Source organism: Caulobacter sp. GW821-FHT11E11 (assembly GCF_058808315.1).
This window is the reverse complement of the sequence record NZ_JBXARO010000003.1, coordinates 147,374-172,242: the sequence shown is the minus strand read 5'-3', so window position 1 is coordinate 172,242 and position 24,869 is coordinate 147,374. Positions and strand designations below refer to the sequence as shown.

Annotated in this window: 20 protein-coding genes; 6 read left to right on the top strand and 14 right to left on the bottom strand. The window is 68.0% G+C overall.

All coding sequences use genetic code 11. The features are described from left to right. Positions 1 to 15 precede the first annotated feature (15 nt). Positions 16 to 780 (bottom strand): ComF family protein, encoded by a 765-nt coding sequence (locus tag AC1RR5_RS08090; RefSeq protein ID WP_492920765.1) that lies wholly within the window; start codon positions 778 to 780, stop codon positions 16 to 18. On the opposite strand from AC1RR5_RS08090, the gene AC1RR5_RS08085 reads away from it, so the two are divergent. Continuing rightward, positions 780 to 1,694, top strand: a complete 915-nt coding sequence (locus tag AC1RR5_RS08085; protein WP_492920764.1) for a methyltransferase domain-containing protein — start codon at positions 780 to 782, stop codon at positions 1,692 to 1,694. The two genes, AC1RR5_RS08090 and AC1RR5_RS08085, sit on opposite strands and share 1 nt — an antisense overlap. Positions 1,695 to 1,697: 3 nt before the next feature. Here the strand turns inward: AC1RR5_RS08085 and AC1RR5_RS08080 are convergent, their stop codons facing one another. Both AC1RR5_RS08080 and mutT read right to left on the bottom strand, forming a co-directional pair. Beyond that, positions 1,698 to 1,934 carry a Flp family type IVb pilin gene (locus AC1RR5_RS08080; protein ID WP_492920762.1) on the bottom strand — a complete coding sequence of 79 codons (237 nt, stop codon included), beginning with the start codon at positions 1,932 to 1,934 and terminating at the stop codon, positions 1,698 to 1,700. Further along, entirely contained in the window at positions 1,850 to 2,254 is a 405-nt protein-coding gene (gene mutT / locus AC1RR5_RS08075; RefSeq protein ID WP_492920761.1) for an 8-oxo-dGTP diphosphatase MutT, read from the bottom strand. The genes AC1RR5_RS08080 and mutT overlap by 85 nt, the downstream gene beginning before the upstream one ends. A gap of 280 nt (positions 2,255 to 2,534) precedes the next feature. On the opposite strand from mutT, the gene AC1RR5_RS08070 reads away from it, so the two are divergent. Further along, positions 2,535 to 3,968 carry a DEAD/DEAH box helicase gene (locus tag AC1RR5_RS08070; RefSeq protein WP_492920760.1) on the top strand — a complete coding sequence of 478 codons (1,434 nt, stop codon included), beginning with the start codon at positions 2,535 to 2,537 and terminating at the stop codon, positions 3,966 to 3,968. Between the two features lie 212 nt (positions 3,969 to 4,180). Then, positions 4,181 to 6,388 (top strand): PAS domain-containing protein, encoded by a 2,208-nt coding sequence (locus AC1RR5_RS08065; RefSeq protein WP_492920758.1) that lies wholly within the window; start codon positions 4,181 to 4,183, stop codon positions 6,386 to 6,388. Positions 6,389 to 6,437: 49 nt separating this feature from the next. Here AC1RR5_RS08065 and AC1RR5_RS08060 read toward each other — a convergent pair whose 3' ends face one another. From AC1RR5_RS08060 to AC1RR5_RS08025, 8 genes are all read right to left on the bottom strand, one after another. Then, positions 6,438 to 7,985, bottom strand: coding sequence for a hypothetical protein (locus AC1RR5_RS08060; protein ID WP_492920757.1), 1,548 nt, complete (start codon positions 7,983 to 7,985; stop codon positions 6,438 to 6,440). Continuing rightward, positions 7,982 to 8,752: an ABC transporter ATP-binding protein gene (locus AC1RR5_RS08055; RefSeq protein ID WP_492920755.1), complete on the bottom strand. Its 771-nt coding sequence runs from the start codon at positions 8,750 to 8,752 to the stop codon at positions 7,982 to 7,984. The genes AC1RR5_RS08060 and AC1RR5_RS08055 overlap by 4 nt, the downstream gene beginning before the upstream one ends. An 86-nt stretch (positions 8,753 to 8,838) precedes the next feature. After that, positions 8,839 to 10,983, bottom strand: a complete 2,145-nt coding sequence (locus AC1RR5_RS08050; RefSeq protein ID WP_492920753.1) for a TonB-dependent siderophore receptor — start codon at positions 10,981 to 10,983, stop codon at positions 8,839 to 8,841. 149 nt (positions 10,984 to 11,132) lie between these two features. Next, complete coding sequence (locus tag AC1RR5_RS08045) at positions 11,133 to 11,660, bottom strand: hypothetical protein (protein WP_492920752.1); 528 nt, start codon at positions 11,658 to 11,660, stop codon at positions 11,133 to 11,135. Positions 11,661 to 11,784: 124 nt separating this feature from the next. Then, positions 11,785 to 13,170: a putative Ig domain-containing protein gene (locus AC1RR5_RS08040; protein ID WP_492920750.1), complete on the bottom strand. Its 1,386-nt coding sequence runs from the start codon at positions 13,168 to 13,170 to the stop codon at positions 11,785 to 11,787. Between the two features lie 179 nt (positions 13,171 to 13,349). Then, complete coding sequence (locus tag AC1RR5_RS08035) at positions 13,350 to 13,829, bottom strand: hypothetical protein (RefSeq protein ID WP_492920748.1); 480 nt, start codon at positions 13,827 to 13,829, stop codon at positions 13,350 to 13,352. 3 nt (positions 13,830 to 13,832) lie between these two features. Further along, the gene (gene argJ / locus AC1RR5_RS08030) at positions 13,833 to 15,311 is read right to left on the bottom strand and encodes a bifunctional glutamate N-acetyltransferase/amino-acid acetyltransferase ArgJ (protein ID WP_492920747.1); all 1,479 of its coding nucleotides are present in this window, start codon (positions 15,309 to 15,311) and stop codon (positions 13,833 to 13,835) included. A gap of 9 nt (positions 15,312 to 15,320) precedes the next feature. Then, positions 15,321 to 16,292 (bottom strand): peptidylprolyl isomerase, encoded by a 972-nt coding sequence (locus AC1RR5_RS08025; RefSeq protein ID WP_492920745.1) that lies wholly within the window; start codon positions 16,290 to 16,292, stop codon positions 15,321 to 15,323. A gap of 301 nt (positions 16,293 to 16,593) precedes the next feature. Between AC1RR5_RS08025 and secA the strand changes: the two genes are divergently transcribed. Continuing rightward, positions 16,594 to 19,362 carry a preprotein translocase subunit SecA gene (gene secA / locus AC1RR5_RS08020; protein ID WP_492920744.1) on the top strand — a complete coding sequence of 923 codons (2,769 nt, stop codon included), beginning with the start codon at positions 16,594 to 16,596 and terminating at the stop codon, positions 19,360 to 19,362. 61 nt (positions 19,363 to 19,423) lie between these two features. On the opposite strand, the gene AC1RR5_RS08015 is transcribed toward secA, so the two are convergent. After that, positions 19,424 to 20,785, bottom strand: coding sequence for an MFS transporter (locus tag AC1RR5_RS08015; protein WP_492920743.1), 1,362 nt, complete (start codon positions 20,783 to 20,785; stop codon positions 19,424 to 19,426). Between the two features lie 85 nt (positions 20,786 to 20,870). Between AC1RR5_RS08015 and AC1RR5_RS08010 the strand changes: the two genes are divergently transcribed. Beyond that, on the top strand, positions 20,871 to 21,575 hold the full coding sequence (locus AC1RR5_RS08010; protein ID WP_492920741.1) for an ArsR/SmtB family transcription factor: 705 nt from the start codon (positions 20,871 to 20,873) through the stop codon (positions 21,573 to 21,575). A 48-nt stretch (positions 21,576 to 21,623) separates the two neighbouring features. On the opposite strand, the gene AC1RR5_RS08005 is transcribed toward AC1RR5_RS08010, so the two are convergent. Together AC1RR5_RS08005 and AC1RR5_RS08000 are read right to left on the bottom strand one after the other, a co-directional pair. Continuing rightward, entirely contained in the window at positions 21,624 to 22,679 is a 1,056-nt protein-coding gene (locus tag AC1RR5_RS08005) for a DUF2855 family protein (protein WP_492920739.1), read from the bottom strand. 70 nt (positions 22,680 to 22,749) lie between these two features. Continuing rightward, entirely contained in the window at positions 22,750 to 24,135 is a 1,386-nt protein-coding gene (locus AC1RR5_RS08000) for a carotenoid oxygenase family protein (protein WP_492920738.1), read from the bottom strand. A 79-nt stretch (positions 24,136 to 24,214) separates the two neighbouring features. On the opposite strand from AC1RR5_RS08000, the gene AC1RR5_RS07995 reads away from it, so the two are divergent. Next, entirely contained in the window at positions 24,215 to 24,820 is a 606-nt protein-coding gene (locus tag AC1RR5_RS07995; protein WP_492920736.1) for a TetR/AcrR family transcriptional regulator, read from the top strand. Positions 24,821 to 24,869 lie beyond the last annotated feature (49 nt).

The following is a 24,869-nucleotide window of genomic DNA, read 5'->3' as shown; positions in this document are numbered from 1 at the left end:
TTGAGTCCTGCGTCTTCATATAGGACGCGCTTGCATTTCTGTAACGCGGGCGACGAAGGATAACGTCACATCCGCCGCCCCGGCCGCCAGAAGTGCTCGCGCGCAACCTTCGGCCGTGGCGCCTGTGGTCAACACGTCATCAATGAGAACGATCCGCCGGCCTTCAATCCGGACCCGCCTCGTTTCGGGGACGACGAAGGCGGCGGCCACGTTGCGACGCCGGCCCGTGGCCGACTTGCCGCCCTGGCTGGCGGTATCGCGCTTGCGGACCAGAGCGTCGGGCAGATAGGCCAGCTTCGCCATTCGCGCCAGGGGCCGGGCGATCTCGGCCGCCTGGTTGTAGCGGCGGCTGAACATCCGCGAGCGGTGGACGGGCACGGGGACCACGGCGTCGGCATTGGCCAGCAGGTCGACCGCCGCCCGCGACAGCCAGTGGGCGAACAGCCGCGCCAACTCGGGCTGGTCGGCGTGCTTCAGCTTCAGCACCAGGTCGCGCGAGTGTTCGTCATAGATGCAGGCCGCCCGGCAGCGCTGGAAGGCCTTGGGCTTGGCCAGGCAGCTAGGGCAGCGTTCCTGCGCCATCTCGGCATAGGCCATGGCCAGGCCGCAGCCGTCACAGACCGGATCGTCAAGGAAGGTGACCTTCGAAAACGCCGAGGCTGACAGGCCGCCGCTCAGCGCCGCCTCGCCATCCAGACTGGACGGCGGCAGCAAGAGATCGAGCACCGAGCGCCCGACACCTTTCCAGAACGGTCTGAAATCGCCATGTTCCGCCCGCAATGACCGCCTCCCCCCTGCTCTTCGACCGCGCCCTGCATCGCGCCCGCCTCGACCGCGCCTCGCCCGCGTTCGCGTCCGCCGATTTCCTGAAAGCCCGCGCGTCCCAGGACGTGGTCATGCGGCTGGAGACGATCCTGCGACGCTTTCCGGTCGCCGTCGACCTCGGCGCGAGAAACGGCCATTTTTTCAAAGCCTTGAGCGAGAGTGACGCCCTCGCCAACATCGACACCCTGATCGAGGCTGACCTCTCCGGGCGCATGCTTCAAGGCCGCGACACCCTCCGCGTCGTCGCCGACGAGGAACGCCTGCCGTTCGGCGACAACACCCTGGACCTGGTGACCTCGACCCTGTCGCTGCACTGGACCAATGACCTGGTCGGCGCGCTGATCCAGATCCGCCGCGCCCTGCGTCCGGACGGCCTGTTCGTCGGCGCGATCTTCGGCGGCGCCACCCTGACCGAGCTGCGCCAGTGCCTGCTGGCCGCCGAGGCCGAGCTGTCGGACGGCGCGTCCATGCGCGTCTCGCCGTTCGCCGACGCGATCGACGCGGCGGGCCTGCTGCAGCGGGCCGGGTTCGCCCTGCCCGTCGCCGACGTGGATCGTGTGAAGGTCCGCTACAGCCATCCGATCAAGCTGCTGCACGACCTGCGTCGCATGGGCGAGACCAGCGTGCTGCTGGACCGCTCGCGCAAGCCGCTGGGCCGCAAGGTGCTGTTCCGGGCGATGGAACTTTATGTCGAGCGTTTCGCCGAGGCCGACGGCAAGGTCCCGGCGACCTTCGAGATCGTCTCGGTCACCGGCTGGGCGCCGCACGACAGCCAGCAGAAGCCGCTGCGGCCGGGCTCGGCCAAGATGCGGCTGGCGGATGCGTTGGGAACGACGGAAGAGTCGGCGGGCGACAAGCCTACGCCGTAACGATCAGCTGCCGATCGCGTTCGCGGTCTTGGTGAAGGCGGCCTTGAAGTTGCCCCCGAGGGTCGTCAGGGCGGTGATCAGGATGACGGTGATCAGGCATGTGATCACGCCGATCTCGACGGCGGTCGCGCCGCTGTCGTCGCGCCAGAAGCGGCTCAGAGCAGATCGCGCAGCCAGGCGACCAGCGGCTCGTCCGCGGGGGGCATCGGATAGTCCGTCAGCTTGTCGGGCTTCACCCATGCCAGCGCCTCATGCTCCTTGCGCGTCACTTGGCCGTCCCACCGACGCAGCAGGTAGAGTGGCATCAGGAGGTGAAAAGACTCGTAACTGTGGGACGCGAAAACGAACGGCGCGAGGCAGGCCTGGGCGACGGTGATGCCAAGCTCTTCCTGCAGCTCGCGGATCAGGCACTGTTCCGGCGTCTCGCCAGGCTCGACCTTGCCGCCCGGAAACTCCCACAGGCCCGCCAGTTGCTTGCCTTGCGGCCGCTGGCAGATCAGCACCCGCCCGTCGACATCGATCAGGGCGGCGGCGGCGACGAGGACGATCGGCTTGGTCATGGAGTGCGGTTTGGCGCGGCGAGCCAAGGGTGGCAAGGGGTCGCGGCGAGGCGTTCCTTGACTTTTGCACCGCAACATAAGATATGAGCCCTGCGCCTTACTCGGCGCTATCGGTGCTCCAGCCGCGTGAGGGTCCTTTTGGGACCAGCCTGTCGAGCGCCCTGAAGAGCTTCTCATTAGAGAGCCCGTGCACGCGGGGCGCTCCCCGACCGACTAGCCGAGGGGCCAGCCGTGCGAGGACGCATGGGCTGCATTCGGCGCATGATTAAGACAAACACACGTGACGCAATTTTCCGACCTTGGCCTGGCCAAGCCGCTGCTGAAGGCCCTTGCCGAGAAGGGCTACAAGGAGCCGACGCCGATCCAGGCCCAGGCCATTCCGGTCATCCTGCAAGGCAAGGACCTGCTGGGCATCGCCCAGACGGGCACCGGCAAGACCGCCGCCTTCGCCCTGCCGATCCTGCAGCGCCTGGCCGAAGACCGTAAGCCGGCTCCGCGCCGCGGCTTCCGCTGCCTGGTCCTCTCTCCGACCCGCGAACTGGCCACCCAGATCGCCGAGAACTTCAAGGCCTACGCCGTTCACATGGGCCTGTCGGTCCATACGATCTACGGCGGCGTGAAGTACGGCCCGCAGATGAAGGCCCTGGCCGGCGGCATCGACGTTCTGGTCGCCACGCCGGGTCGCCTGATGGACCACATGGCCGAGAAGTCGGCCATCGTCTCGGGCACCGAGATCTTCGTGCTCGACGAAGCCGACCAGATGCTGGACCTGGGCTTCGTGGTGCCGATCCGCAAGATCGCCAGCCAGCTGACCAAGAACCGCCAGAACCTGTTCTTCTCGGCCACCATGCCGACGGAAATCGGCAAGCTGGCCGGTGAACTGCTGAAGGATCCGGTGCAGGTCTCGGTGGCGCCGCAGGCGACCACCGTCGAACGCATCGACCAGCGCGTCCTGTTCATCGAGGCGCAACGCAAGCGTCCGCTGCTGGCCGAGCTGTTCGCCGACAGCAACTTCTCGCGCTCGATCGTCTTCACCCGCACCAAGCGCGGCGCCGACCGGGTGGCCAAGTACCTGAACGCCGCCGGCATCGAGGCCGCCTCGATCCACGGCGACAAGACTCAAGGCCAGCGTGAGCGCGCCCTGGCCGCCTTCAAGGCCGGCGAGATGCGGGCCCTGGTGGCGACCGACATCGCCGCGCGCGGCATCGACGTCAACGACGTCAGCCACGTCATCAACTACGAGCTGCCCAACGTGCCGGAGGCCTATGTCCACCGGATCGGCCGCACCGCCCGCAAGGGCAAGGACGGCATCGCCATCAGCTTCTGCGCCGATGACGAGCGTAACCTGCTGAAGGACATCCAGAAGGCCACCCGCCAGGTGATCCCGACCTTCGATCGCCGCAACGACAAGAACCTCGCGGCCGCCGCGGCCGTCGCCGACAAGCTGGCCCCGCCGGAAAAGTACGTCGACCCGCGCAAGGCCGACCCGCGCAACGACGTGCCGTCCGAGCTGCGTCGCAAGCGTCCCCGCAACCGCAATGGCGGCGGTGGCGGCGGTCGTTCCGAGGGCGGACAGAAGGCCCATGGCCAAGGCCAGAAGCGCCAGGGCCAGGGTCAAGGTCAGGGCCAGAAGGCCGGCGCTCCCCGGAACGAGTTCCGCGGGCCCAAGCGCCCGGCCGCTCCGGCCGAAAAGCGCTGGTCGCCCATCGACTAAGCGGAAATAAAACAAAGGGTTGTATAAAGGGGCGGCGAAAGTCGCCCCTTTTCTTTTCCTGCGTCCTTTCGCTACAGCGAAGCTTGTGTCCGCCTCGTCTATGAGGTCACCTTAACGACGGGCCGGTCAGCCGATCGGATGGGGGACCGAAAGCGATGGGCGAGGGCAAGCAACCCGCCACGCCTGTACTGACACGCATCGCGGGCGGCGAGATGGCTGCTCGCGTCAAGGCCTTCGACTGGTCCCCTACGCCGCTGGGTCCGATCGACGCCTGGTCACCGGCCCTGCGCATGGCCGTCGACATGATCCTGGCGACCAACTTTCCCATGGCCCTGCGCTGGGGGCCCGAGCTGGTCCTGATCTACAACGACGCCTACGCGCCGGCCCTGCGCGAACATCACCCCCAGGCCCTGGGCGTACTGTTCAAGAACACCTCGCCGGACTTCCAGGCCTCGATCCGGTCGTTGCACGAGGACATCCTGGGCGGTGTCAGCGGCGGCTTCGCCTTCGAGCGGTTGCCGCTGCGCGTGCGCAGGGGCGGCGACGTCGAGACCGGCTACTTCACCGTCAGCTACAGCCCCGTGCCGGACGCGACCGCCGCCAACGGGATCGGCGGCGTGCTGGTCACCGCCGTCGAGGTCTCCACGTCCGTCGCCGCCGAGCAGACCCTGCGCGCCACCCAGGAGCGATACGCCATGGCTCGCGAGGTCGCCGGCGTGGTCGGGGCCTGGGAGTGGGACATCAAGGCCAACAAGGTCTATGCCGACGCCCGCTACGCCGAGCTGCACAATGTCGCCCCCGAATATGCCGAGGCCGGCCTGCCGGCCCAGAGCTACACCCCCGCCGTCCATCCGGAGGACCGGGACCGCGTCCGCGACATCGCCGTCAAGGCCGCCCAGACCGGCGGCGACTTCTCCGCGGAATACCGGCTGGTGCAGTCCGACGGCTCCATCCGCTGGGTCTATACCCGCGGCTGCGCCTATCTGGACGACGACGGCCAGCCGCATCGCAACACCGGCGTCATCGTCGACATCACCGAACGCAAGGCCGTCGAGGCCGACCTGGCCGCCGCGCGCCTGGACCTCGACCTCGCCGCCCAGGCCGCCGGCATGGGCCGCTGGGACCACAAGCCGGTGCTGGGCCAGCGGTTCTGGGACGCGCGCGCGCGCAGCATCTTCGGCCTGACGCCGGACGAGGAACCCTCGCAGGAGACCTTCGACAGACTGCTGCATCCCGAGGACCTGCCGGCTGTCCGCGCCGCCGTGGCCGCCGCGACCGCCCCGGGCGGGACCGGCGCGATCAACATGGAGTACCGCATCCATCGCGGCGACGACGGCGCCCTGCGCTGGGTCGAGACCTTCGGGCGGGCGTTCCTGGACGGCGACAAGGTCGTGCGGTTCGTCGGCGTGGTCTCGGATGTGACCGAGCGGCGCGAGGTGATCGACCAACTGCTGCGCCAGGAAGAGACCCTGCGCCTGGCCATCGATGCGGCCGACGTCGGCACCTGGGACTTCGACATCGACACGGAAACGGTGGTCTGGTCCGACCGCTGCTACGGCATGTTCGGCATCAAGCCCGGCGAAGCGATCGATCCCGGGACCTTCCTGGCTCGCGTGCATCCCGGCGACCAGGCGCGCGTGCAGGAGGCCATGAGCCTGGCCCGCGACCCGACGGTCCGCGCCGACTATTCGATCGAGTTCCGGGCCATCGGCCGCGACGACCATGTCGAGCGCTGGCTGTACGTGAAGGGCAAGGTGTTCTTCGGCGACGACGACAAGGCCCACCGCTTCGTCGGGGCCGTGGTCAACATCACCGACCGCAAGCGCGCCGAGCTGCATCTGCGCCTGCTGGTCAACGAGCTGAACCACCGCGTAAAGAACAGCCTGGCCACCATCCAGGCCATCGCCGCTCAGAGCTTCACCGGCGAGCGCGCCCTGCCCCAGGCGCAAGAAGCCTTCTCCAGCCGCATCGTCGCCCTGGCCGAGGCCCACGACCTGCTGACGCGCGAGAACTGGGAAGGCGCCGAGCTGCACGACGTCACCGCGCGCCTGGCCGACCTGCACGGCGGCCATGCCCGTTTCGAGCTGTCGGGCCCGTCCATCCGCCTGTCGCCCAAGACGGCCCTGTCGCTGTCGATGGCCCTGCACGAGCTGGCCACCAACGCCATGAAGTACGGGGCGCTGTCGACGGCCGAGGGCCGTATTCGGGTCGTCTGGGGCCTGGCGCCCGAGCCCGGCGCGGCGCGGCTGGACCTGACCTGGACCGAACGCGGCGGGCCGCCGGTCAAGCCGCCGACCGAGCGCGGCTTCGGCTCGCGCCTGATCGAACGTGGCCTGGCGGCGGAACTGTCGGGCTCGGCGGCGATCGACTTCCAGCCGGACGGGGTGGTGTGCCGGATCCGGGCGCTGCTGGAGGCCTAGGCTTTCTTGGCGCGTGATGGCCGCAGAAACCGGCGTCCACTTTCGGCTATCACGCGCTCGCCGCCCTCAACGCCGCGCCGATCTGCTCGTCCGTCCGCCGCAGCGCCATCATCACCGCTCCCGCCACGATCAGCGGCAGCAGCGCCCAGACGTACCAGCCGGCCACGGCCAGGGCGGTCGCGCCGCCGACCAGGAAGGCGATCAGCAGTTCGGCCAAGGCCGCCAGGAACGAGCCCGCGCGACGGCGGCGGAAGTCGGCGCGCTTGCCGGGCTTCTGATGCCAGATGCCGATCAGGCCCGAGCTCCAGGCCGTCAGGCCCGCGCCGATCGCGGTCCACAGCGCCGCCAGCGGCGCGAACCAGGCCAGGGCGGCGATCGGGACGGCCAGCAGCACCGCCACCGGGATCAGGGCCGCCGCCAGCTTGGCCCGGCGCAGCACGCTCATCGGCGTGGGCGAGATGGCCAGCAGGTCGGGGGTGTCCTCGGCCGAGACCGTGATCCAGATCAGGCTGCCGGTCACCTGGCCCGCCAGGAAGGTCACGGCGGCGGCGGGACCGGCCAGAGCCCAGGCCGGCAGGTGCGCGGCGTTGCGGGCCAGCAGGAAGGCCAGCGGCAGCATGTACAGCACCCGCAGCAGCACCTGCGACAGCAGGGCCGCGTCACGGCTGACCAGGCGCAGCTCCTTGCGGACCGTGGCTCGGAACGCGCCGGCGGCGAAGGCGCGGGTCGGCCCCTTGGCGGCCTTGCGGGTCTCGGCGCCTTGGGTGGCGGCGGCCGCGTCGGCGAAGCGACGGCCCAGCACCTGGGCGGCGAACAGGAAGATCCCCGCCCCGAGCGCGACGACTGCCAGCAGCGGGATCGGCTGGCCGAGCGCCGCGCGCAAGGGCCAGTCGGCGAACGGCGGCAGGACGACCTTGCCTTCGTTGACGTCCAGGGCGATGCGGGCGAACAGGCTTTCGCTGCGCTGCTCGCCCATCAGGTTGCGGTACTGCGACGCGAGGAAGAAGGCCGCGCCGATCACGGCCGCCATCACCTGGGCCACGGTGCGCGTGCGGCGCGGGCCAATCAAAGCAAACAGCGCCATGGCCAACAGCAGGCCGATCCCGGATGCGCCCAGGGCGGCGGCGCTCAGCACCACGAACACGCTCGCCCAGGCCCAGTGGCCCAGCACGATGGCCGGCGTCAGCAGCAGCACCGCCGGAGCCAAGAACCAGAGCCCCGCATTGACCGCCAGGCCCAACGCCCGGACGAACAGCACCTTGCGCGGCGCCAGGGGCGAGGAGAACAGCAGGTCGAGGTCGTTGCGCTCGTAGAGCGCGTCCGCCGAGGCCGCCAGGGTGGTCGACAGCATCAGGGTCAGGATCACCGCCAGCACGAGGTCGGCGATGACCACCGCCAGCGGGACGATCGGGACCTCGTGGTCCCGGACGGCCAGTCCCAGGAAGATCCCGCCGATCAGGATCATGCAGCCCAGCACGGCGAAGGCGATCCAGGCCCCGACGCCGCCCTTGCGGCCGGCCTTGAAGCCGCGCCATGTCAGGCGCAACTCGTGGGCCAGCAGCCAGGGCGTGCTGGCGGGCTTGAACGGCAGGCTCACGCCCCAACCCTCTCAGGGGCCGCCTCGGCGGTCGTCAGCTGCAGGAAGACGTCTTCCAGCGTGCGGCCGCTGGCCTCGCCGGCCTTGGCGCGCAGCTCGTCCAGCGTGCCCTCGGCCATCAGCCGGCCGCCGGCGATGATGCCGATGCGGTCGGCCATGCGCTCGGCGACTTCCAGAATGTGGGTGGTCAGGATCACCGTGCCGCCGGCGTCCACGCGGGCCTGCAGCATGTCCTTGACCAGGCGCGCGGCGGCGGCGTCCAGGCCCGTCAGCGGCTCGTCCAGGATCAGCAGCTTGGGATCGTGGATCAGGGCGCCGGCCAGGGCGACCTTCTGCTTCATGCCGCGCGAGAAGCCCTCGCAGCGGCGGCGGGCCTCGTCGGCCAGGCCCAGGGTGGCGAGCAGCTCTTCGGCCTTGGCCTTGGCGGCGCGCGGCTCGATGTTCCAGAGGCCGGCGACGAACTCGAGGTACTCAAGCGGCGTCAGCTTGTCGTAGATCATCGCCTCGTCGGGGGCCCACGCCAGCAACGCCTTGGCGCCGGAGGGGTCCTTGCGGGCGTCGACGCCGAAGATCTCGACCGCGCCGCTGTCGGGCTGGGTCAGGCCGGCGACCATGCGCAGGGTGGTGGTCTTGCCCGCGCCGTTGGGACCCAGCAGGGCGTAGAGCTCGCCGGCATGGACCGTCAGGTCGAGGTCGGACACCGCGGGCTTGGCGAACGTCTTGTTCAACCCGCGAACGATCAAGGCTTCCGTCAAACCCGCCCCCAACACTGCACCGGCGCGATGTGAGCCCGATGCGGGGTGGGTGGCAAGAGGAAGCGCCCGCCTCCAGAAGGAAGCGGGCGCAAGCCATCTTAGAACGCGTACTTCAGGGCGACCGTGTAGTTGCGCGGCTCGCCATAGCGGTACTGGCTGTAGAAGCCGGTCTGCGCGTAGTAGGTCTTGTCCGTCAGGTTCTCGATATTGGCCTGGACCGACAGCTGCGCGTTGATCTCGTAGCGGGCCATCAGGCTGACCAGGGCGTAGGACTTCTGCGCGAAGCTGAACGGCGCGTTGGTGACCGGGTTGGTCGAGGCCGAATAGGCCTCGCTCTGCCAGTTGACGCCGCCGCCCACCGTCAGGCCGCTGAGCGCGCCCGGCAGCTGGTAGGTCGTGAACAGCTTGAACAGCTTGCGCGGGAAGGCGGTGTTGACCTTCACGTCGTTGACGTCGCGCATCTGGAACTGGCTGTAGCCCAGCGAGATGTTCCAGTTGTCCAGCGGCTTGCCGATGACTTCCAGCTCGAAGCCCTTGCTGGTCGCGCCCTTGGCGGCGATCGAGGCGCGGGTCGGCGGAGACGAGCCCGGGATGATGTGCGTCAGGTCCGGGTCGGTCTGGGCCAGGTTGTCCTGGACGATGCGGAACACCGCCACCGAGGTCTGCAGCTTGTCGTCAAAGAAGGCGCTCTTCAGACCGCCTTCCAGGCTCTCACCGGTGATCGGCTTCAGATAGTCGCCCCGGAAATCCTGGGCGTTCTGCGGCTGGAAGATCTCGGTGTAGCTGGCGTACAGGCGATGGTTCGGCGTCAGGTCATACAGAGCGCCCAGGTACGGGACGAACACGTTGTCGTCGCCGAAGTCGAAGGTCCCGTAGTTGAAGCCCTTCTGGCGCCAGCTGGACAGGCGCGCGCCGCCGATGACCTTGAATTCGTCGGTGACGTTCAGGCGGGTGGCGACATAGTAGCCGCTCTGCTTGATGCGCTGGTCGACCGTCGGCGACGCGGTCGTCGAGAAGGTCGGGTGCGGGATGGCCGTCCAGTTGAAGAAGCTGCCCGCCGTCGAGGCCGCGGCGGTGGCCGCGAAGGTGTCGGTGGTCAGGTGCTGCTTGCTGCCCAGCGCGCCCAGCACCAGCTCATGTTCGCGGCCGAACAGGGTGTAATCGCCCTTCAGCTGGACATCGATGCTGTTCTGGATGCTCTCGCCACGGTCCTTGTAGGGATAGGGCGCCCACTGCCAGGTCCCGGTCGTCTTGTCGATCAGGCCTGACATGTAGAGCAGCTCGGTGCTCTGGGCGTTGCGGATCCAGTTGTAGTTGACGCTCAGCGACCAGCCGTTGCCGAACTGGTGCTGCAGGTTGGCGAAGACGTTCTGGTTGGTGCTGTCCCAGTAGCTCCACTTGGCCGAGGCGGTCTTGGTGCGCGGCCAGATGGCGACGCTGCCGTCGCTATAGAAGGTGGGCAGAGCGCCCCAGGCCGGCGCGTTCGGCGCGCCCTTCTGCTGGCTGGCGCCGACGCGCAGCAGGGTGGCGTCGTCCAGATCGGCGTCGACGACCCCGTACAGCACCGACTTCTCGTTCTTGTACCAGTCGATGAAGTTCTCGGTCTTCTCGTACTTGGCCACAGCGCGGCCGCGGATCTTGCCGCTGGCGGTCAGCGGGCCGGCGACGTCGGCCTGGACCTGGCGGTTGTTCCAGCTGCCGACGCTGGCGTTGACGTAGCCGGTCAGCTCGCTGCTGGTCGCGTGCTTGCGGACCAGGTTGATCGAGGCCGACGGGTCGCCCGCGCCGGTCATCAGGCCGGTGGCGCCGCGCACGATCTCGACGCGCTCATAGATCGACACGTCGGCGATGGTCTCGCCGGCGCCGCCGGCCAGGGTCCAGGCGGTCGGGACGCTGTCGATCTGGTAGTTCTTGATCTCGAAGCCACGCGCATTGAACGTGTTGCGCACGTCGTCGACCTGGTTGGCGGCGACGCCGACCGTGTTGGTGACGATGTCGGCGACCGTGCGCAGGTTCTGGTCGAGGATGCGCTGGGCGGTGATCACGGTCACCGACTGCGGCGTCTCGCGCAGGGTCAGGCCCAGGCCGGTCGCGGTGTCGATACGGTTGTTGATCGTGTACGAGCCGGTGATGACCACCTGGTCGACCTCGGTCGCGTTGGCCGTCTTGGCCTCTTGCGCCATGGCGGGCGCGGCGAATGCCAGAAGAGCGCCGCCCGCGAGCAGCGTGGTCTTGAAGTCCATGTGACTTACCCCTGATAGGACGCCTGCCGCACGGAGAGACGCGGCGGTCGCAGGCGTTGTCGGCTTGAGACGCCGTTGATCAGGAGGCTATAGCGAGCGTCACCTGCGATTGCAAATGACTCTCATAAAGATTTGGGCAGCGGTTCCTTTCAGAACCGCGTCTTGCAACCCTGCCGCAGGTGCACGCCGCGCAGGAAACCGCGCCGGGCCAGACCGGCGTCGACGGCGGCATTCAGACGACGGTCGTTGGGCGCGGCGCCGGTCACTTCGCGGACCAGGCCACGGAAGGGAATGATGCTGTTGATGATGGTCTTGCCGCCCGCCTCGGCCAGCTTGCCGGCCCGGTTCTCCTCATAGGAGTTACCCACCACGTAGTCGGCGCCCAGGACCGCGTTCAGGCCGGTCACTTCCGAGGACAGGGCCTTGCAGGTCTTCAGGCCCTTGAGGCTGTAGGGATCGGCATAGGCCTTCTCGAGGATCGGCGGGATCTCGCGCTTGGACATGCCGACGTCGCGGACCGGCTGGCTGCCGATGTCGGTGGCCTTCTTCTTGGCCTCGCCCCAGCGGCCGCCGGGCTCGTCCGGCGTGGACGGCGGCTTGACCTGGGCGAGAGCGGGCGCGGCCGAGGCCAGCATCGCGACCAGCAGTCCGGTCATGACGGTTTGCTTCAGAGACATCTCAACGCCCTCCACCCAAGTGAACACCGATCAGGAACGACAAGCTCCGCCTGGAGTTCCGCCGTCCCTGATCGTAGCCCAAAGCCTAGTTCGGAGTGCGCCCGGCTTCCAGTTCGAAGCGTGATCAGCCGCCGTATGCGTAGCCGGGAACGCCGTAGACGCCCACCAGGTTGACAGCGAAGCTGGCCCCGTCGGCAAGGTCGTACAGGAAGATGTCGTTGGAGTTGGCATACATGCCGACATCGGCCTTGACGGCCTCGGCCAGCAGCCAGCCCGCCATCGCCGCCTTGGTCCCGATGCCCTCGGCCCCATCGCCGCCGTAGCTGGCGAAGTAGCTGATGCGGCTGTCGATCAGGGCGTGGACCTTGGTATCCGTCGGCGTGCCGCCGAAGATGGTCTTGTAGGCCTCGCGCGTGGCCTCGAACAGCGTCAGCGACCCGTAGGTGGCCGCGAACGCCTCCTTGCCCTCGCCGAACTTGCCCAGGTTCACCGCGAAGTTGATGTAGCGGTTTTCCAGATTGAAGTTCTGGTAGTAGGCGCTGTTGAGGTTGTTGGGGTTGGGGCCGCTCGGCGACAGCAGGTAGTCCATGCCCGCGGCGCCGGGAATCTTGTTCGTGAAGAACTGGTAGGACAGCGTCGCCACCGAGGTCGTCTCGCCGGCCGCATAGACCATCGTCCAGATAGCCTGCTGCATCGGGATGGTCTTGTTGGTGACCTGCTCGATCAGATAGGTCAGGCCGGTGGTGCCCGCGCTCGGGGCCTTGCGGAAGATGTTGTTGTAGGCCGTCGTCAGCGTCCCGACGATGTCGACGACCGCCGGCGCGCTGAGCGTCTTGATCTCGATCGCGCCCGGGGTCGACACCAGGCCCAGATTGTCCTTGGCGTAGATCACGATCTCGCCGTCGCCCGCGCCGGCTGGCGCGATGCCCGACAACACGCCCTTGGCGTTGTCGAAGTGCATCCACGACGGCAGTTCGCCGCCATCCTTCAGGGCTGCGTAGTATGTCAGCGTCGTATTGGCGTCTTCGTCGGTGAACGCCGTCGACGACAGCGTGTAGCTGAAGATCTTGCCTTCCTGCCACTCGATCGTCGCCGGCAGCGAATTGATCTTCGGCGCGTGGAACAGGGTCAAGTTCTTGAGGTCGGAGACGACTTCCATCCCGTAGAATGGACTGGCGGAGCCGGGAACATAGCCGGGCGAGATATAGTAGACGCCAGAATAGGGCGCCATGAACCTCCCGATCAGGTCGAGCTTGTAGTCGGCGCCATTCAGCGTGATGCTACCCGGATCGTCCTTATCATCATTGACGACCATGGCATTGCCGTACTGATCGTAGATCTTCAGGTTGGGGTCATTGTAGGTGATCGAAAGCAGATTATAGAGACCGCCCGCGCTCAGCTCGATCCGATACAGCGTGGGCGGCGTGGCCCTGGTTCCAGTGTCCTGGACGATCTGATCGTAGCCACCGCCATTGTACTTGACCAAGGTCAGCGTCGAAGCATCGGCCATATCGCTCTTGCTGAGCTTCGGACCGAAGATAGTCGAATAAGGCAGCATGCCCTGTCATTCCCCCTCAAAAGCCTCAACCTTAGGATCAGGCGCTTTGAGGGGACACAACCACACGAGTTACTACCTAGCAACGTGAGCTAGACCGAAAACGGGCAGCGCACGTCGAGCGTGAGCGGCTCCTAGTTCGGCGGGGTCGCCGCCTCCAGTTCGAAGGCGGCGTCGAAGGCGTCCTCGCTGGGGACCTTGCCTTCCAGGGCGCCGAGGAACAGATCGTCAAGGGCGTCCCAGATGAAGGTCATCTGCTCCAGCACGGCCGGCACCCGCGCGGTCTCGAAGCCGGGATACAGGTCCTCGACCAGCCACAGGCCGCTGTGGGCGTCATAGCCGAAGCGGCAGCCGATCAGACGGAACTGCGCCAGGGCCAGGGTCTCGAACAGCGCCGTCAGGTCGCGGGCCTCGGCCAGGTCGTCGGGGTCCAGAACCAGGCACCGCACCTGCAGCCAGCCATGGTCGGGCAGCAGGTAGTACGCGCCCTCGTCCTCGCCCCCGGACACTTCCAGGCCGCGATCGATCGCGTCGACGACGTAGCCGGCTTCACGGCAGGTCGTGGCGAGGTCTTCCAGGAAGGCGGCTTCCTGGTCGGGGGTCAGATCGGTCATGGGCTAGCTCCGGTAATCGCCGTTGATCGCCACGTACTGCTTGGTCAGGTCGCAGGTCCAGACGGTGGACGAGCCCTTGCCGACGCCGACGTCGACGCTGACCTCGAACTCCTGGTTCTTGACGTAGGCGCTCATCTTGGCCTCGTCGTATTCGGCCGAGACCAGGCCGTCGCGGGCGGCGTAGAGGTCGCCGAACTTGACGCTGATCTTCTCGCGGGCGACCGGCTCGTCGGCGCGGCCCACGGCCATGACGATGCGGCCCCAGTTGGCGTCCTCGCCGGCGAAGGCGGTCTTGACCAGCGGGCTCTCGGCGATGGTGCGGGCGATCTTGCGGGCCGAAGCAGGGCTTTCGGCGCCGTTGACGGTGATCTTGACGAACTTGGTCGCCCCCTCCCCGTCGCGGACCAGCTGCAGGGCCAGGTCCAGCAGCACGCCTTCCAGCTTCTCGCGGAAGTCGGCCAGGCGCTTGTCGCCCGGGCGGCTGATCTTGGGCGCGCCCGACTGGCCGGTGGCGAACAGCAGAAGGGTGTCGTTGGTGGAGCGGTCGCCGTCCACCGTCACGCAGTTGAAGGTCGTGCGGGTATAGAGCGAGACCAGGGTCTGCAGCGCCGCGGGCGCGATGGCCGCGTCGGTGGCCACGAAGGCCAGCATCGTCGCCATGTCGGGCGCAATCATGCCCGAGCCCTTGGCGATGCCGGCGATCTTCACTTCCACGCCGTCGATCAGCGCGGTCGCGTAAGCGCCTTTCGGGAAGGTGTCGGTGGTCATGATCGCCCGGCCAGCCTGGGCCCAGGCGTCGGCGGTCAGGCGCGCTTCGACTTCCGGCAGGCGGACGGTGATCTTGGCGTCGTCCAGGATGACGCCGATGACGCCGGTCGAGGCCATCATCACGTCGCGCTGGCGGCAGTCCAGGCGCTTGCCCACGGCCGTGGCCACGCGGCGCACCGCGTCGGCGCCGGGCCGGCCGGTGAAGCTGTTGGCGCAGCCGGCATTGACCACCAGGGCGCGGACGTCCGCGCCGCCGGTCGCGGCCAGCTGCCGCTTGCACCAGTCCACGGGGGCCGAGCCGACGCCGTGACGCGTGAACACGCCCGCCGCCGAGGTGCCCTCGGCGAAGCGCATCAGCAGCAGGTCCTCGCGTTCGTGCTTGTAGAACCCGGCGCGGCCGGTGGCGATCTCGACGCCGGCGATCGGCGGGATCAGCGGGAACGGCACGGCCAGGGGCGAAATCGCCAGGCCCGGCTTGCCCGCGCCGCCTGAGACTGGCTTGGGGGCGGCGGGCTTGGCCGGGGTGGCAGGCGCGGGCGTCCCCTCGCCGGCCGACTTCTGGGCGCGGCGCAGGCCGGCGCGCTTCAGGGCCGAGGTCAGCGGGTCGACCAGAGCGCGCTCGATGGCGGCGCTCGCGGCGGCCACGGGGTTCGGCGCGGCTTCAGGAGCCTTCGCGGCCGTCTTCTTGCCGGAGGCTTTGGGAGTCTTGGTCATGAGCCGCTCTTACTTTTTGGCGGGTTGAGCAGGAGGAGGCGGCGGCGCCGAGGCCGGCGCGCCGGCCGGCGGTTCCGGCGGCGCGGAGGCGGGCTCCTGGGCGCCGGCTGGGCCGGCCGCGTCCTGGGTCTTGCCGATCAGCATCTCGACCTTGGCCGAGCCGCGCAGCTTCTCGAGGATGTCGCGGACCTGATCATAGGTCAGGAAGCGCACGATCTGCGGCCGCGCGGATTCCAGCGTGATCGGCTCTTCGGTGCGCTTGTCCTCGACCTTGACCAGCACCCAGCCGCCCTCGGCCGCGAACGGACCGACCAGCGTCCCCTTCTGGGCGTCCTTCAGGGCCACGCCATAGGGCTCGGGCATCACGTCCAGGGTGAAGTAGCCCAGGTCGCCGCCGTTGAAGCGGGTGGCCTGGTCGGTCGAGCGCTCCATGGCCAGGGCGTCGAACGACGCGCCGGAGGCCAGCAGCTTCTTGACGCTCTCGGCCTCGGCCTGGCTGCCGACGATGATCTGGCGAGCGCGGATCTCTTCCGAGCGCTTCGAAAGCTTCTGCTGCTCGGCATAGAGCTTGCGGATGGCGTCCTCGGTGACGGCCTTTTCCACGACGCCTTCGACCAGCATGTCGCCCAGGATGCGCTCGCGGGCGGCGGCCAGGCGGCGCTGGGCGATGGCTTCCTTGTCGATCTTGCGCTTGGTCGCCTCGGCGGCCAGCAGCTTCTGGTCGATCACCTCGTCCAGGCGCTGGCGGAAGACCTCGCTGGAGATGTCCAGCGGCTCGCCTTCGCTGATCAGGCCTTGGGCCACGGCCTCGCGCTTGACGTCCGACGCCCAGATCACCTGGCCGTTGACGCGCGCCACGGCGGTGTCACCGGGCTCGGGCGGACGTTCGGCGACCTTGTTCTGGCCACACGAGGCCAGCAACAGGGCGCACGTCACGGCGCTGATCAGACTGACGAGGCGGAAAGTGGTCTTCAAGGCCAAGTTCTCCGGCTTTGCTTGATAAGCGCTCTAGCGTGGTTTCTCGCTGAGTGGAAACGGCTTCGCCACACAAAGCGTTCGTGTTGGCGAAAACTGCCGCCACACGCCCCGTCGACGGGTTTGAAGCCCCACTTACCAAGGGGTCTTCGCGTTGACACCAAGAAGGCCGGTGCTTAAGTCTCCGGCCGCAATGGAATAGCGGATTTATCCGCTTATCCTGCGCGACTTCATCTACCGTAGTCGAGGCCTTCCAGCCTTAGCGCCGGCCTCCTCGTTAAACCGTCCCCCACCGGATTCCCTCTGCATGCTTGGTCTCGCCAAAAAGCTCTTCGGCTCTTCCAACGAACGCAAGGTCAAGACCTTCGCGGCGCGGGTCGCCAAGATCAACGCCCTGGAGCCCGAATACGCGGCCCTCTCGGACGAGGCCCTGAAGGCCAAGACCGCCGAGTTCAAGGCGCGCCTGGAAAAGGGCGAAACGCTGGACGACGTGCTGAACGAAGCCTTCGCCGTGGTGCGCGAAGCCGGCAAGCGCGTGCTGGGCATGCGCCACTTCGACGTCCAGATGGTCGGCGGCATGGTGCTGCACTTCTCGGGCATCTCGGAAATGCGCACGGGTGAAGGCAAGACCCTGGTCGCCACCCTGCCCACCTACCTGAACGCCCTGGAAGGCAAGGGCGTCCACGTCATCACCGTCAACGACTACCTGGCCCGCCGCGACGCCGACTGGATGGGCCAGATCTACACCTTCCTGGGCCTGAGCTATGGCGTGATCGTCAACGGCCTCAGCCAGGGTGAACGTCAGCGCGCGTACCGCAGCGACATCACCTACGGCACCAACAACGAATTCGGCTTCGACTACCTGCGCGACAACCTCGTCTACAGCGTCGAGGAAATGGTCCAGCGCGGCCACAACTTCGTCATCGTCGACGAAGTGGACTCGATCCTGATCGACGAAGCCCGCACCCCGCTGATCATCTCGGGCCCGACCGAGGACCGCAGCGAGTTCTACAAGACGATCGACGTGCTGGTGAAGCAGCTGATCCTCGACAAGGGCACCTACGACCACGACGAGAAGCAGAAGCAGGTCATCCTGACGGAAGACGGCCAGGAGAAGATCGAAGAGATCCTGATGTCGGGCGGCCACCTGGCCGAGGACTCGGCGGGCCTCTACGACGCGGCCAACGTCTCGGTGGTGCACCACGTCAACCAGGCCCTGCGCGCCAACATCCTGTACACGCGCGACAAGGACTACATCGTCAAGGGCGGCGAAATCATCCTGATCGATGAGTTCACCGGCCGCATGATGACCGGCCGCCGCCTGTCGGAAGGCCTGCACCAGGCCATCGAGGCCAAGGAAGGCGCCGACGTCCAGCCCGAGAACCAGACCCTGGCCTCGGTGACGATCCAGAACTACTTCCGCCTCTACAAGAAGCTGTCGGGCATGACCGGCACGGCTTCGACCGAGGCTCAGGAATTCGACGACATCTACAAGATGGGCGTCAGCGAAATCCCGACCAACCGCGTCATCAAGCGCATCGACGACGACGATGAGGTCTATCGCACCGAGCGCGAGAAGAACGAGGCCATCCTCAAGCAGATCGCCGACTGCCACGTGCGCGGCCAGCCGATCCTGGTCGGCACCGTCTCGATCGAGAAGTCGGAAGAGCTGTCCAAGCTGCTCTCCAGCTTCGCCTTCGAGAACGACGGCAAGAAGCAGAAGGGCATCCCGCACCAGGTGCTGAACGCCCGCTTCCACGAACAGGAAGCCGGCATTGTCGCCGACGCGGGCGTGCCCGGCGCGGTGACCATCGCCACCAACATGGCCGGCCGCGGCACCGACATCCAGCTGGGCGGCAATATCGACATGCGCCTGGCCAACTGGCGCCAGCAGCAGAAGGGCATGGGCCTGGAGATCAGCCATGAGGACGAGGTCGCCGAGCGCGCTCGTCTCGAGGCCGATATCGTCGTGGCCAAGGACAAGGCCCTGGCCGCCGGCGGCCTGTTCGTGCTGGGCACCGAGCGCCACGAAAGCCGCCGCATCGACAACCAGCTGCGCGGCCGCACCGGCCGTCAGGGCGACCCGGGTCGTTCGAAGTTCTTCCTGTCGTGCGAAGACGACCTGCTGCGCATCTTCGCCGGCGAGCGCCTGGACGCGATCATGCGCACCTTCGGCGTCCAGGAAGGCGAGGCGATCACCCACAAGTGGCTGAACAACGCCATCGCCACCGCCCAGAAGCGCGTCGAGCAGCGCAACTACGAGATCCGCAAGAACCTCCTGAAGTACGACGACGTCGTCAACGACCAGCGCAAGGCCGTGTTCGAGCAGCGCCAGGAGTTCATGGAGTCGACCGACCTCTCGGACATCATCGCCGAGATGCGCCAGGACACGATCGACGACCTGGTCGCCCGCCACCTGCCGCCCAAGGCCTATGCCGAGCAGTGGGACATCGACGGCCTGAAGGAACGCGTCCAGTCGATCCTGGGCCTGGACCTGCCGATCGAGACGTGGGCGGCCGAGGAAGGCATCGCCGACGAAGAGATCAAGGACCGCATCCTGAAGGCGGCCGACGCCTATGCCGCCGAGCGTGAAGTGATCATCACGCCCGACCAGATGCGTTCGGTCGAGAAGAACTTCCTGCTGCAGATGATCGATCTGCAGTGGCGCGAGCACCTGATGCACCTGGACCACCTGCGCAACGTCATCGGCCTGCGCGGCTACGGCCAGCGCGATCCGCTGAACGAGTACAAGACCGAGGCCTTCTCGCTGTTCGAGAAGCTGCTGGGCGACCTACGCACCAACACCACCCGCTGGCTGATGACGGTCGAGATCGCCTATGCCGATCCCGAACCGCTGGAGAGCCCGGACAACCTGGTCGAGGTCCACCTGGACCCGCTGACCGGCGAGAACGCCGCCGTCGCCGGCGCCATTCCGGACGGCCTGTCGCCGCAACAGCGCGAAGCCCTGCCGGTCTCGTCGCTGCCGGAAGACTGGGAACGCACCGGCCGCAACAGCGTCTGCCCCTGCGGCTCGGGCAAGAAGTTCAAGCAGTGCCACGGCTCGCTGGTGAAGTGAGCTAGGGACTAGGCTTCTAGGTTTGAGAGCGCCCGTCCCGGGAAACCGGGGCGGGCGTTTTCTATGGTCTGGTGGGCAATCCCGCGACCACCGCCGCGCCGACCAGCAGCGTCGCCGCCGCGATGCCTGAGGCGTGCAGGCCCATCACCACGTCCACGCCCGCCAGCGCGCCGAAGATCGCCACGCCGGCCGCGCCGCCGACCTGGCGGCAGGCGTTGAGGGCGCCCGAGGCGGCGCCGGCGTCGTGCTTGTCGACGCTGGCCAGGAGGCCGCTGGTCAGGGCCGGGATGGCCAGGCCCATGCCGCCGGGGATCAGGGCGAAACCGGGCAGCATCTCCAGCATGCCGCTCTCCGCGCCCAGCCGCGCCGTCAGGGCGTAACCGCAGGCGGCCAGCAACACCCCGCCCGTCGTCACCGTCCGCGCGCCGAACCGGGCCACCAGGCCGCCGCTCAGCAGGTTGGAGACGATGAAGGTCGCCGTCAGGGGCAGGAAGGCCAGGCCCGCCTTGGCCGGCGCCCAGTGCAAGGCGCGCAGCATGTAGAGGCCCAGCACGAAGATCAGGCCGTAATAGGCGAAGTTCAGCGCCGAGCCGACGACCACCGCCGTCCAGGCGGGACGCTTGCGGAAGACGTTCAGCGGCATGGCCGGGTGGGCCGCGCGACGCTCGAACAGCACGAAGGCGGCGGCCAGGACCACGCCCGCGACCAGGGCCAGCAGCGGCGCGCCGTCCCAGCCGCGGTGGCCGCCCTCGATCAGCCCGCCGACCAGCAGCGAGACGGCGGCGACGGCCAGAGCCTGGCCGGGGATGTCGAACGGGACCTTGGGCTTGGCCGGGGTCGGCGGGGTGACCAGCAAGGTCAGCACCGCGCCCAGCGCGCAGACCGGCAGGTTGACGAAGAACACCCAGCGCCAGCCGAGCGACTCCACCAGCAGTCCGCCCAGAACCGGGCCTGCAGCGATCGACACCCCGCCGGCGGCGGTCCACCAGCCGACGGCCGAGGCGCGCTTGGCGCTATCGCCGTGGGCGGCGTGGGCGATCAGGGCCAGGGACGGCGGGATCAGCAGCGCCCCGGCCGCGCCTTGCGCCGCGCGGGACAGGATCAGCATCAGCGGGCTGGCCGCGAAGCCGCAGGCCGCCGAAGTCAGGCCGAACAGCACGAGCCCCGCCACGAACGCCCGGCGCGGTCCGACCCGGTCGCCGATCGCGCCGGCCGACAGCAGCATGGCCGCCAGGGCGAGGATGTAGGCGTCGACCACCCATTGCAGCTGGGCGGTCGGGGCCTGCAGCGCCGTGCCGATGGCGTCCAGGGCGACATTGACGATGGTCGCGTCCAGCTGGGTGACGAAGAAGCCGAAGCTGGCGGCGCCAGTGACCAAGGCAAGATTTGGGATCAAGGGAAGACGGGAGGATGCGGTGCTCATGGTCCCGGATTTGCCCCCTCACGCCACGCCGATGCTACACGCGCCGATGAACCATTCCGTCGGCGATGGGTCTAGGATGTGGACCATGGACGCCAACATCGCCACCCCCGCCGCCCTGATCGGCGACCCGACCCGCGCCGCCATGCTGCAGGCCCTGCAGGACGGCCGCGCCCAGCCCGCCAGCGCCCTGGCCTGGGCCGCCGGCGTCACTGCCCAGGCGGCCAGCAATCACCTCTCCAAGCTGGTCGACGGCGGCCTGCTGGCCGTCGAGCGCGAGGGGCGGCATCGGTATTACCGGCTGGCCTCGGCGGAGGTGGCGCATGCGATCGAGGCGCTGTCGGTGCTGGCGACGCCGGTGCGGTCGCTGGAAGCGCCGCGTTCGCCCAAGGCACGGGCGTTGCGGGATGCGCGGTGCTGCTATGGCCACCTGGCCGGGCGCCTGGGGGTCAAGGTCTGCGACGCCCTGGTGGGCCAGGATCTGATCCGGCCGGCGGCTGACAAGCTCTACGAGGTGACGCCTCTGGGGCGGGTTTGGTTCGAGGACCTGGGCGTCGAGGTCGACACCCTGCGGTCGCCGAGGGGTGTGGCGCGGCAGTGCCTCGACTGGACCGAGCGGCGGCATCACTTGGCCGGGCCGCTGGGGGTGAAGCTGCTGGAGGCGATGACCGCGCGGGGGTGGTTGGCGCTGGAGGCGAAGGGGCGGGCGGTGCGGTTGACCACGGCCGGCGCGCAGGCGTTGCGGGACCGGCTTGGGGTGAACCTCGACGACGAAGGCAGCATCGCCGCCTAGCCGTTGCATACGCTCTCCTCCCCCTCTGGGGAGGAGAGTGATCCTCCACTAGGGCTTCAGGACGACCCCGACATCCGCCGCCGTGCCGCCATCCACCTGCGCCAGGTACGCCGCGCGCATCGCGTCGCGACCTTCCCCGACCTCAACCTTCAGCCACCGCGGCGCATCCGCCACAAAGTCCGCCCAGGCCGCGCCATACCGCGCTTCGAACTCGCCCGGCGCCCAATCCTGCAAGCGCTTCGCCCGCCGATCCGGGGCAAAGAAAAACGCCGGCGTCGGCCCCGGCAAAGCGCCACCGCCACGCGGCGCCTCCCAGTGCGTGCCGCCGACCAGGATCGAAGCTTTCAGCTCATCAGCGAACCGATTGTGCACGCCCGCCAACACCGCCGCATCGCCCGCGAAGTCCACGAACGCCGCCGGCCCCGCGATCGGCGCGCTCGCCAGGTCGTCGTACAGCACCACCTGGTCGTAGAACCCCAGCCCCTCGACGAACGCCTTGTTACGCGGCGAGGTCAGGCCGACCACCGTCACGCCGCCGCGCTTCTTCAGCAACGCCGCCAAGGCGATCGCCGTCTTCGACGAGGCGCTGGACAGGATCACGCTCTTCGCGCCGTAGAAGCCGTTCTCGTCGAACTGGTCGTCGATCAGGAAAGCGGTGATGAACAGTGGCTGCAGCAGCGCCTGATGCGCCTCCAGCGCGTCGGCCGCGCCGACCGCCAGGTACTGGTTGTAGACCGGCGGCAGCGGCTGGCGATGCGCGGCGACGTCGGTGAAGCCGCTCTTGCCGGGCTTGGCCTGCACGGTCAGGTGCGTCGACATCGGCCAGTAGCCGTAGAACCGCTGGCCGACCGCGATGTCGGGATGCGCCGAGGCCTCGACCCGGGCGTGGCCCCAGACCGGCACGCGGCCGAAGCCGTCCGGGCCAGGGAAGAAGTCCCAGTACTTCATCATCTCGCCGAACACGGCATAGGTGATGTTGTTGGCGGTCAGGGCGAAGCTCTCGATGGCCAGGCGGACCTGGCCGTCGTCCAGCGTCGGCGGCTCGACGTCGCGAAATTCCGTGCGGCGCAGGTCGCTCTTGGCGACGACGAAATCCCAGGCCATGCGGGCCTCCCAGCTGTGTTTCGACGGAGTTAGCGGGAGGCCGCGCGGCAAGTCAAACGTGCGTTTGAGATCAGGCCGCCACCCACTGGCCGTGGAAGCCGAACGGCACCCGGCGCGGGAGTTTCGCCGAAGCGATCGGACCGTTCTCCACCGCCTGGGCGTCGAACACCACGAACGCCGAGACGTCCTCGGCCTGGCGATAGATCACCGCCGTCAGCCAACCCTCGCCCTCGGCCGCATCCGGACCGGCGTGGGTGAAGACGGCTTCCGAGATCGCGTCGCCCTGCGGCACGGTCCACGTCTTCCGCGTCCCTGAGACCAAGTCGACATGGGCCACGATGTTGGAGCGGAAGTCGCCCGGCTTGAGGCTCTGACCCACGAACCAGCCATGGCGATAGGCCATGCCGGCGAAGCGTTCGTCGAAGCGCGGGAACTCGCCGGCGGTGTCGTCCAGCTGGACTTCGGTCAGGGCGCCGGCCGCCAGGTCGATCGTCCAACGCGTCAGATAGGCGGCGGCGTTCTCGCCCTTGGTCCCGTCGGCATTGGGGAACAGCGGCGCGGAGGCGTAGCGCATGACGTCCGCGACGATCGTCTCGCCGTCTTCGAAAGCGTTCATGACGTGGAACGCATAGCAGGCCGGGACCTCGATCCAGCGTAGGCTGGCCACGCCCTGGTCCCGCCGGATCACCGCCAGATGGCCGCCCACCTCGGGTTCCCAGGCGAAGACCGGCTTGCCGCTCATGGCGCGCGGCAGGCTGCCGGTCAGGGGCAGTACCGGGATGACGATGTAGTGCTCGGTGACGATGCAGTCGTGGATCATCGAGCAGTACGGGGCCTCGAAGGTCTCGCGCTTGAGCAGCTTGCCGTCCTTGTCGGCGACGCCCCAGCTGACCTTGTTGGACAGCGGCATCGGGTCGTCGGCATAGGCGAAGAACACCAGCTCGCCGATGATCGGGCAGGCCTTGGGGTGGGCGGTGACCTTGCCGCCCAGGTCGTATGCGCCCAGGGTCTCCAGATCGGGACCGCTCATCTCGAACGGCGCATGGGCCTCCTCCAGCGCCAGCAGGTGGCCGCCGTGCTGGATGATGTTGGTGTTCATCGCCCCTTCGGACGCGACGCCCAGCACCGACGGGTCGGTGGTCATCGGATTGCCCCAGCTGCCCCACAGCGCCTGGCCCGCCTCGCGCTCTAGCTGCCACTTGTTGGTGCGGACCCAGCGGTTGCGATAGCGGACCTTGCCATCCTCGACGGTGAAGGCGTGCAGCATGCCGTCGCCGACGAACCAGTGATAGTTGGCGTCGCGCGGGTCGAACTGCGGGTTGGGGCCATTGCGATACAGCGTGCCTTTCAGGCCCGCCGGCAGGGTCCCGACAACCTCCAGCTCGAAGTCGTCCTCGCTGCGCACCGGCGCGAAATTGCCCGACAGGAACGGATTGATACGCACATCGCCGTCCATGACCGCTCTCCAAGATGATGATTGTTTACAGTGTAAATTTATGTTGTAAGCGAATGGTCGAGTCAATTGGGATTCTTAAGTGCCCCGCGTCCTGTCGTCCGAAGACGTCGAAGCGTTCCGTAGCCGCCTGTGCGTCGCCGCCGAGGGCCTGTTCGCCGAGCGCGGCATCGAGGCGGTGACCATGCGCGAGCTGGCCCAGGCCCTGGGCGTCAGCCCGATGACCCCGTACCGCTACTTCAAGGACAAGGACGCGATCCTGGCGGCCGTGCGCGCGGCGGCCTTCGACCGCTTCGCCGCCCGGCTGGAGGCGGCGATGGCCGCGGCCGCCAGTCCCCTGAGCCGCTCGCGCGACGCCGGCCAGGCCTATATCGCCTTCGCCCTGGCCGAGCCCCAGGCCTATCGCCTGATGTTCGACCTCAGCCAGCCGACCGAGGGCGACTATCCCGACCTGCAGGCCGCCATCGTCCGCGCCCGCCGCACCATGACTGTCCATGTCGAGGCGCTGATCGAGGCCCGCCTGATCGAGGGCGACGCCGAGCTGATCGGCCACATGTTCTGGTCGGTGCTGCACGGCATGCTGATGCTGCAGATCACCGGCAAGTTGGCGCCCTCGATCGACCCGGCCAAGCTGCGGGCGCTGGTGTTCCAGACCCTGGTCCAGGGCCTGGGGATCGCGGCGCTGTAATTGTAACGGGGACAATGTTTCCGTTGCGACCGCCGACTTGAGGGCTCAA

Coding starts and splice junctions, on each gene's coding strand:
- secA (WP_492920744.1), top strand. CDS start 16,594: ATGCTTGGTCTCGCCAAAAAGCTCTTCGGCTCTTCCAACGAACGCAAG.
- AC1RR5_RS08065 (WP_492920758.1), top strand. CDS start 4,181: ATGGCTGCTCGCGTCAAGGCCTTCGACTGGTCCCCTACGCCGCTGGGT.
- AC1RR5_RS08050 (WP_492920753.1), bottom strand. CDS start 10,983: ATGGACTTCAAGACCACGCTGCTCGCGGGCGGCGCTCTTCTGGCATTC.
- AC1RR5_RS08045 (WP_492920752.1), bottom strand. CDS start 11,660: ATGTCTCTGAAGCAAACCGTCATGACCGGACTGCTGGTCGCGATGCTG.
- AC1RR5_RS08000 (WP_492920738.1), bottom strand. CDS start 24,135: ATGGACGGCGATGTGCGTATCAATCCGTTCCTGTCGGGCAATTTCGCG.
- AC1RR5_RS08035 (WP_492920748.1), bottom strand. CDS start 13,829: ATGACCGATCTGACCCCCGACCAGGAAGCCGCCTTCCTGGAAGACCTC.
- AC1RR5_RS08015 (WP_492920743.1), bottom strand. CDS start 20,785: ATGAGCACCGCATCCTCCCGTCTTCCCTTGATCCCAAATCTTGCCTTG.
- AC1RR5_RS08005 (WP_492920739.1), bottom strand. CDS start 22,679: ATGGCCTGGGATTTCGTCGTCGCCAAGAGCGACCTGCGCCGCACGGAA.
- argJ (WP_492920747.1), bottom strand. CDS start 15,311: ATGACCAAGACTCCCAAAGCCTCCGGCAAGAAGACGGCCGCGAAGGCT.
- AC1RR5_RS08080 (WP_492920762.1), bottom strand. CDS start 1,934: ATGGGTGAAGCCCGACAAGCTGACGGACTATCCGATGCCCCCCGCGGA.
- AC1RR5_RS08040 (WP_492920750.1), bottom strand. CDS start 13,170: ATGGCCGATGCTTCGACGCTGACCTTGGTCAAGTACAATGGCGGTGGC.
- mutT (WP_492920761.1), bottom strand. CDS start 2,254: ATGACCAAGCCGATCGTCCTCGTCGCCGCCGCCGCCCTGATCGATGTC.
- AC1RR5_RS08085 (WP_492920764.1), top strand. CDS start 780: ATGACCGCCTCCCCCCTGCTCTTCGACCGCGCCCTGCATCGCGCCCGC.
- AC1RR5_RS08010 (WP_492920741.1), top strand. CDS start 20,871: ATGGACGCCAACATCGCCACCCCCGCCGCCCTGATCGGCGACCCGACC.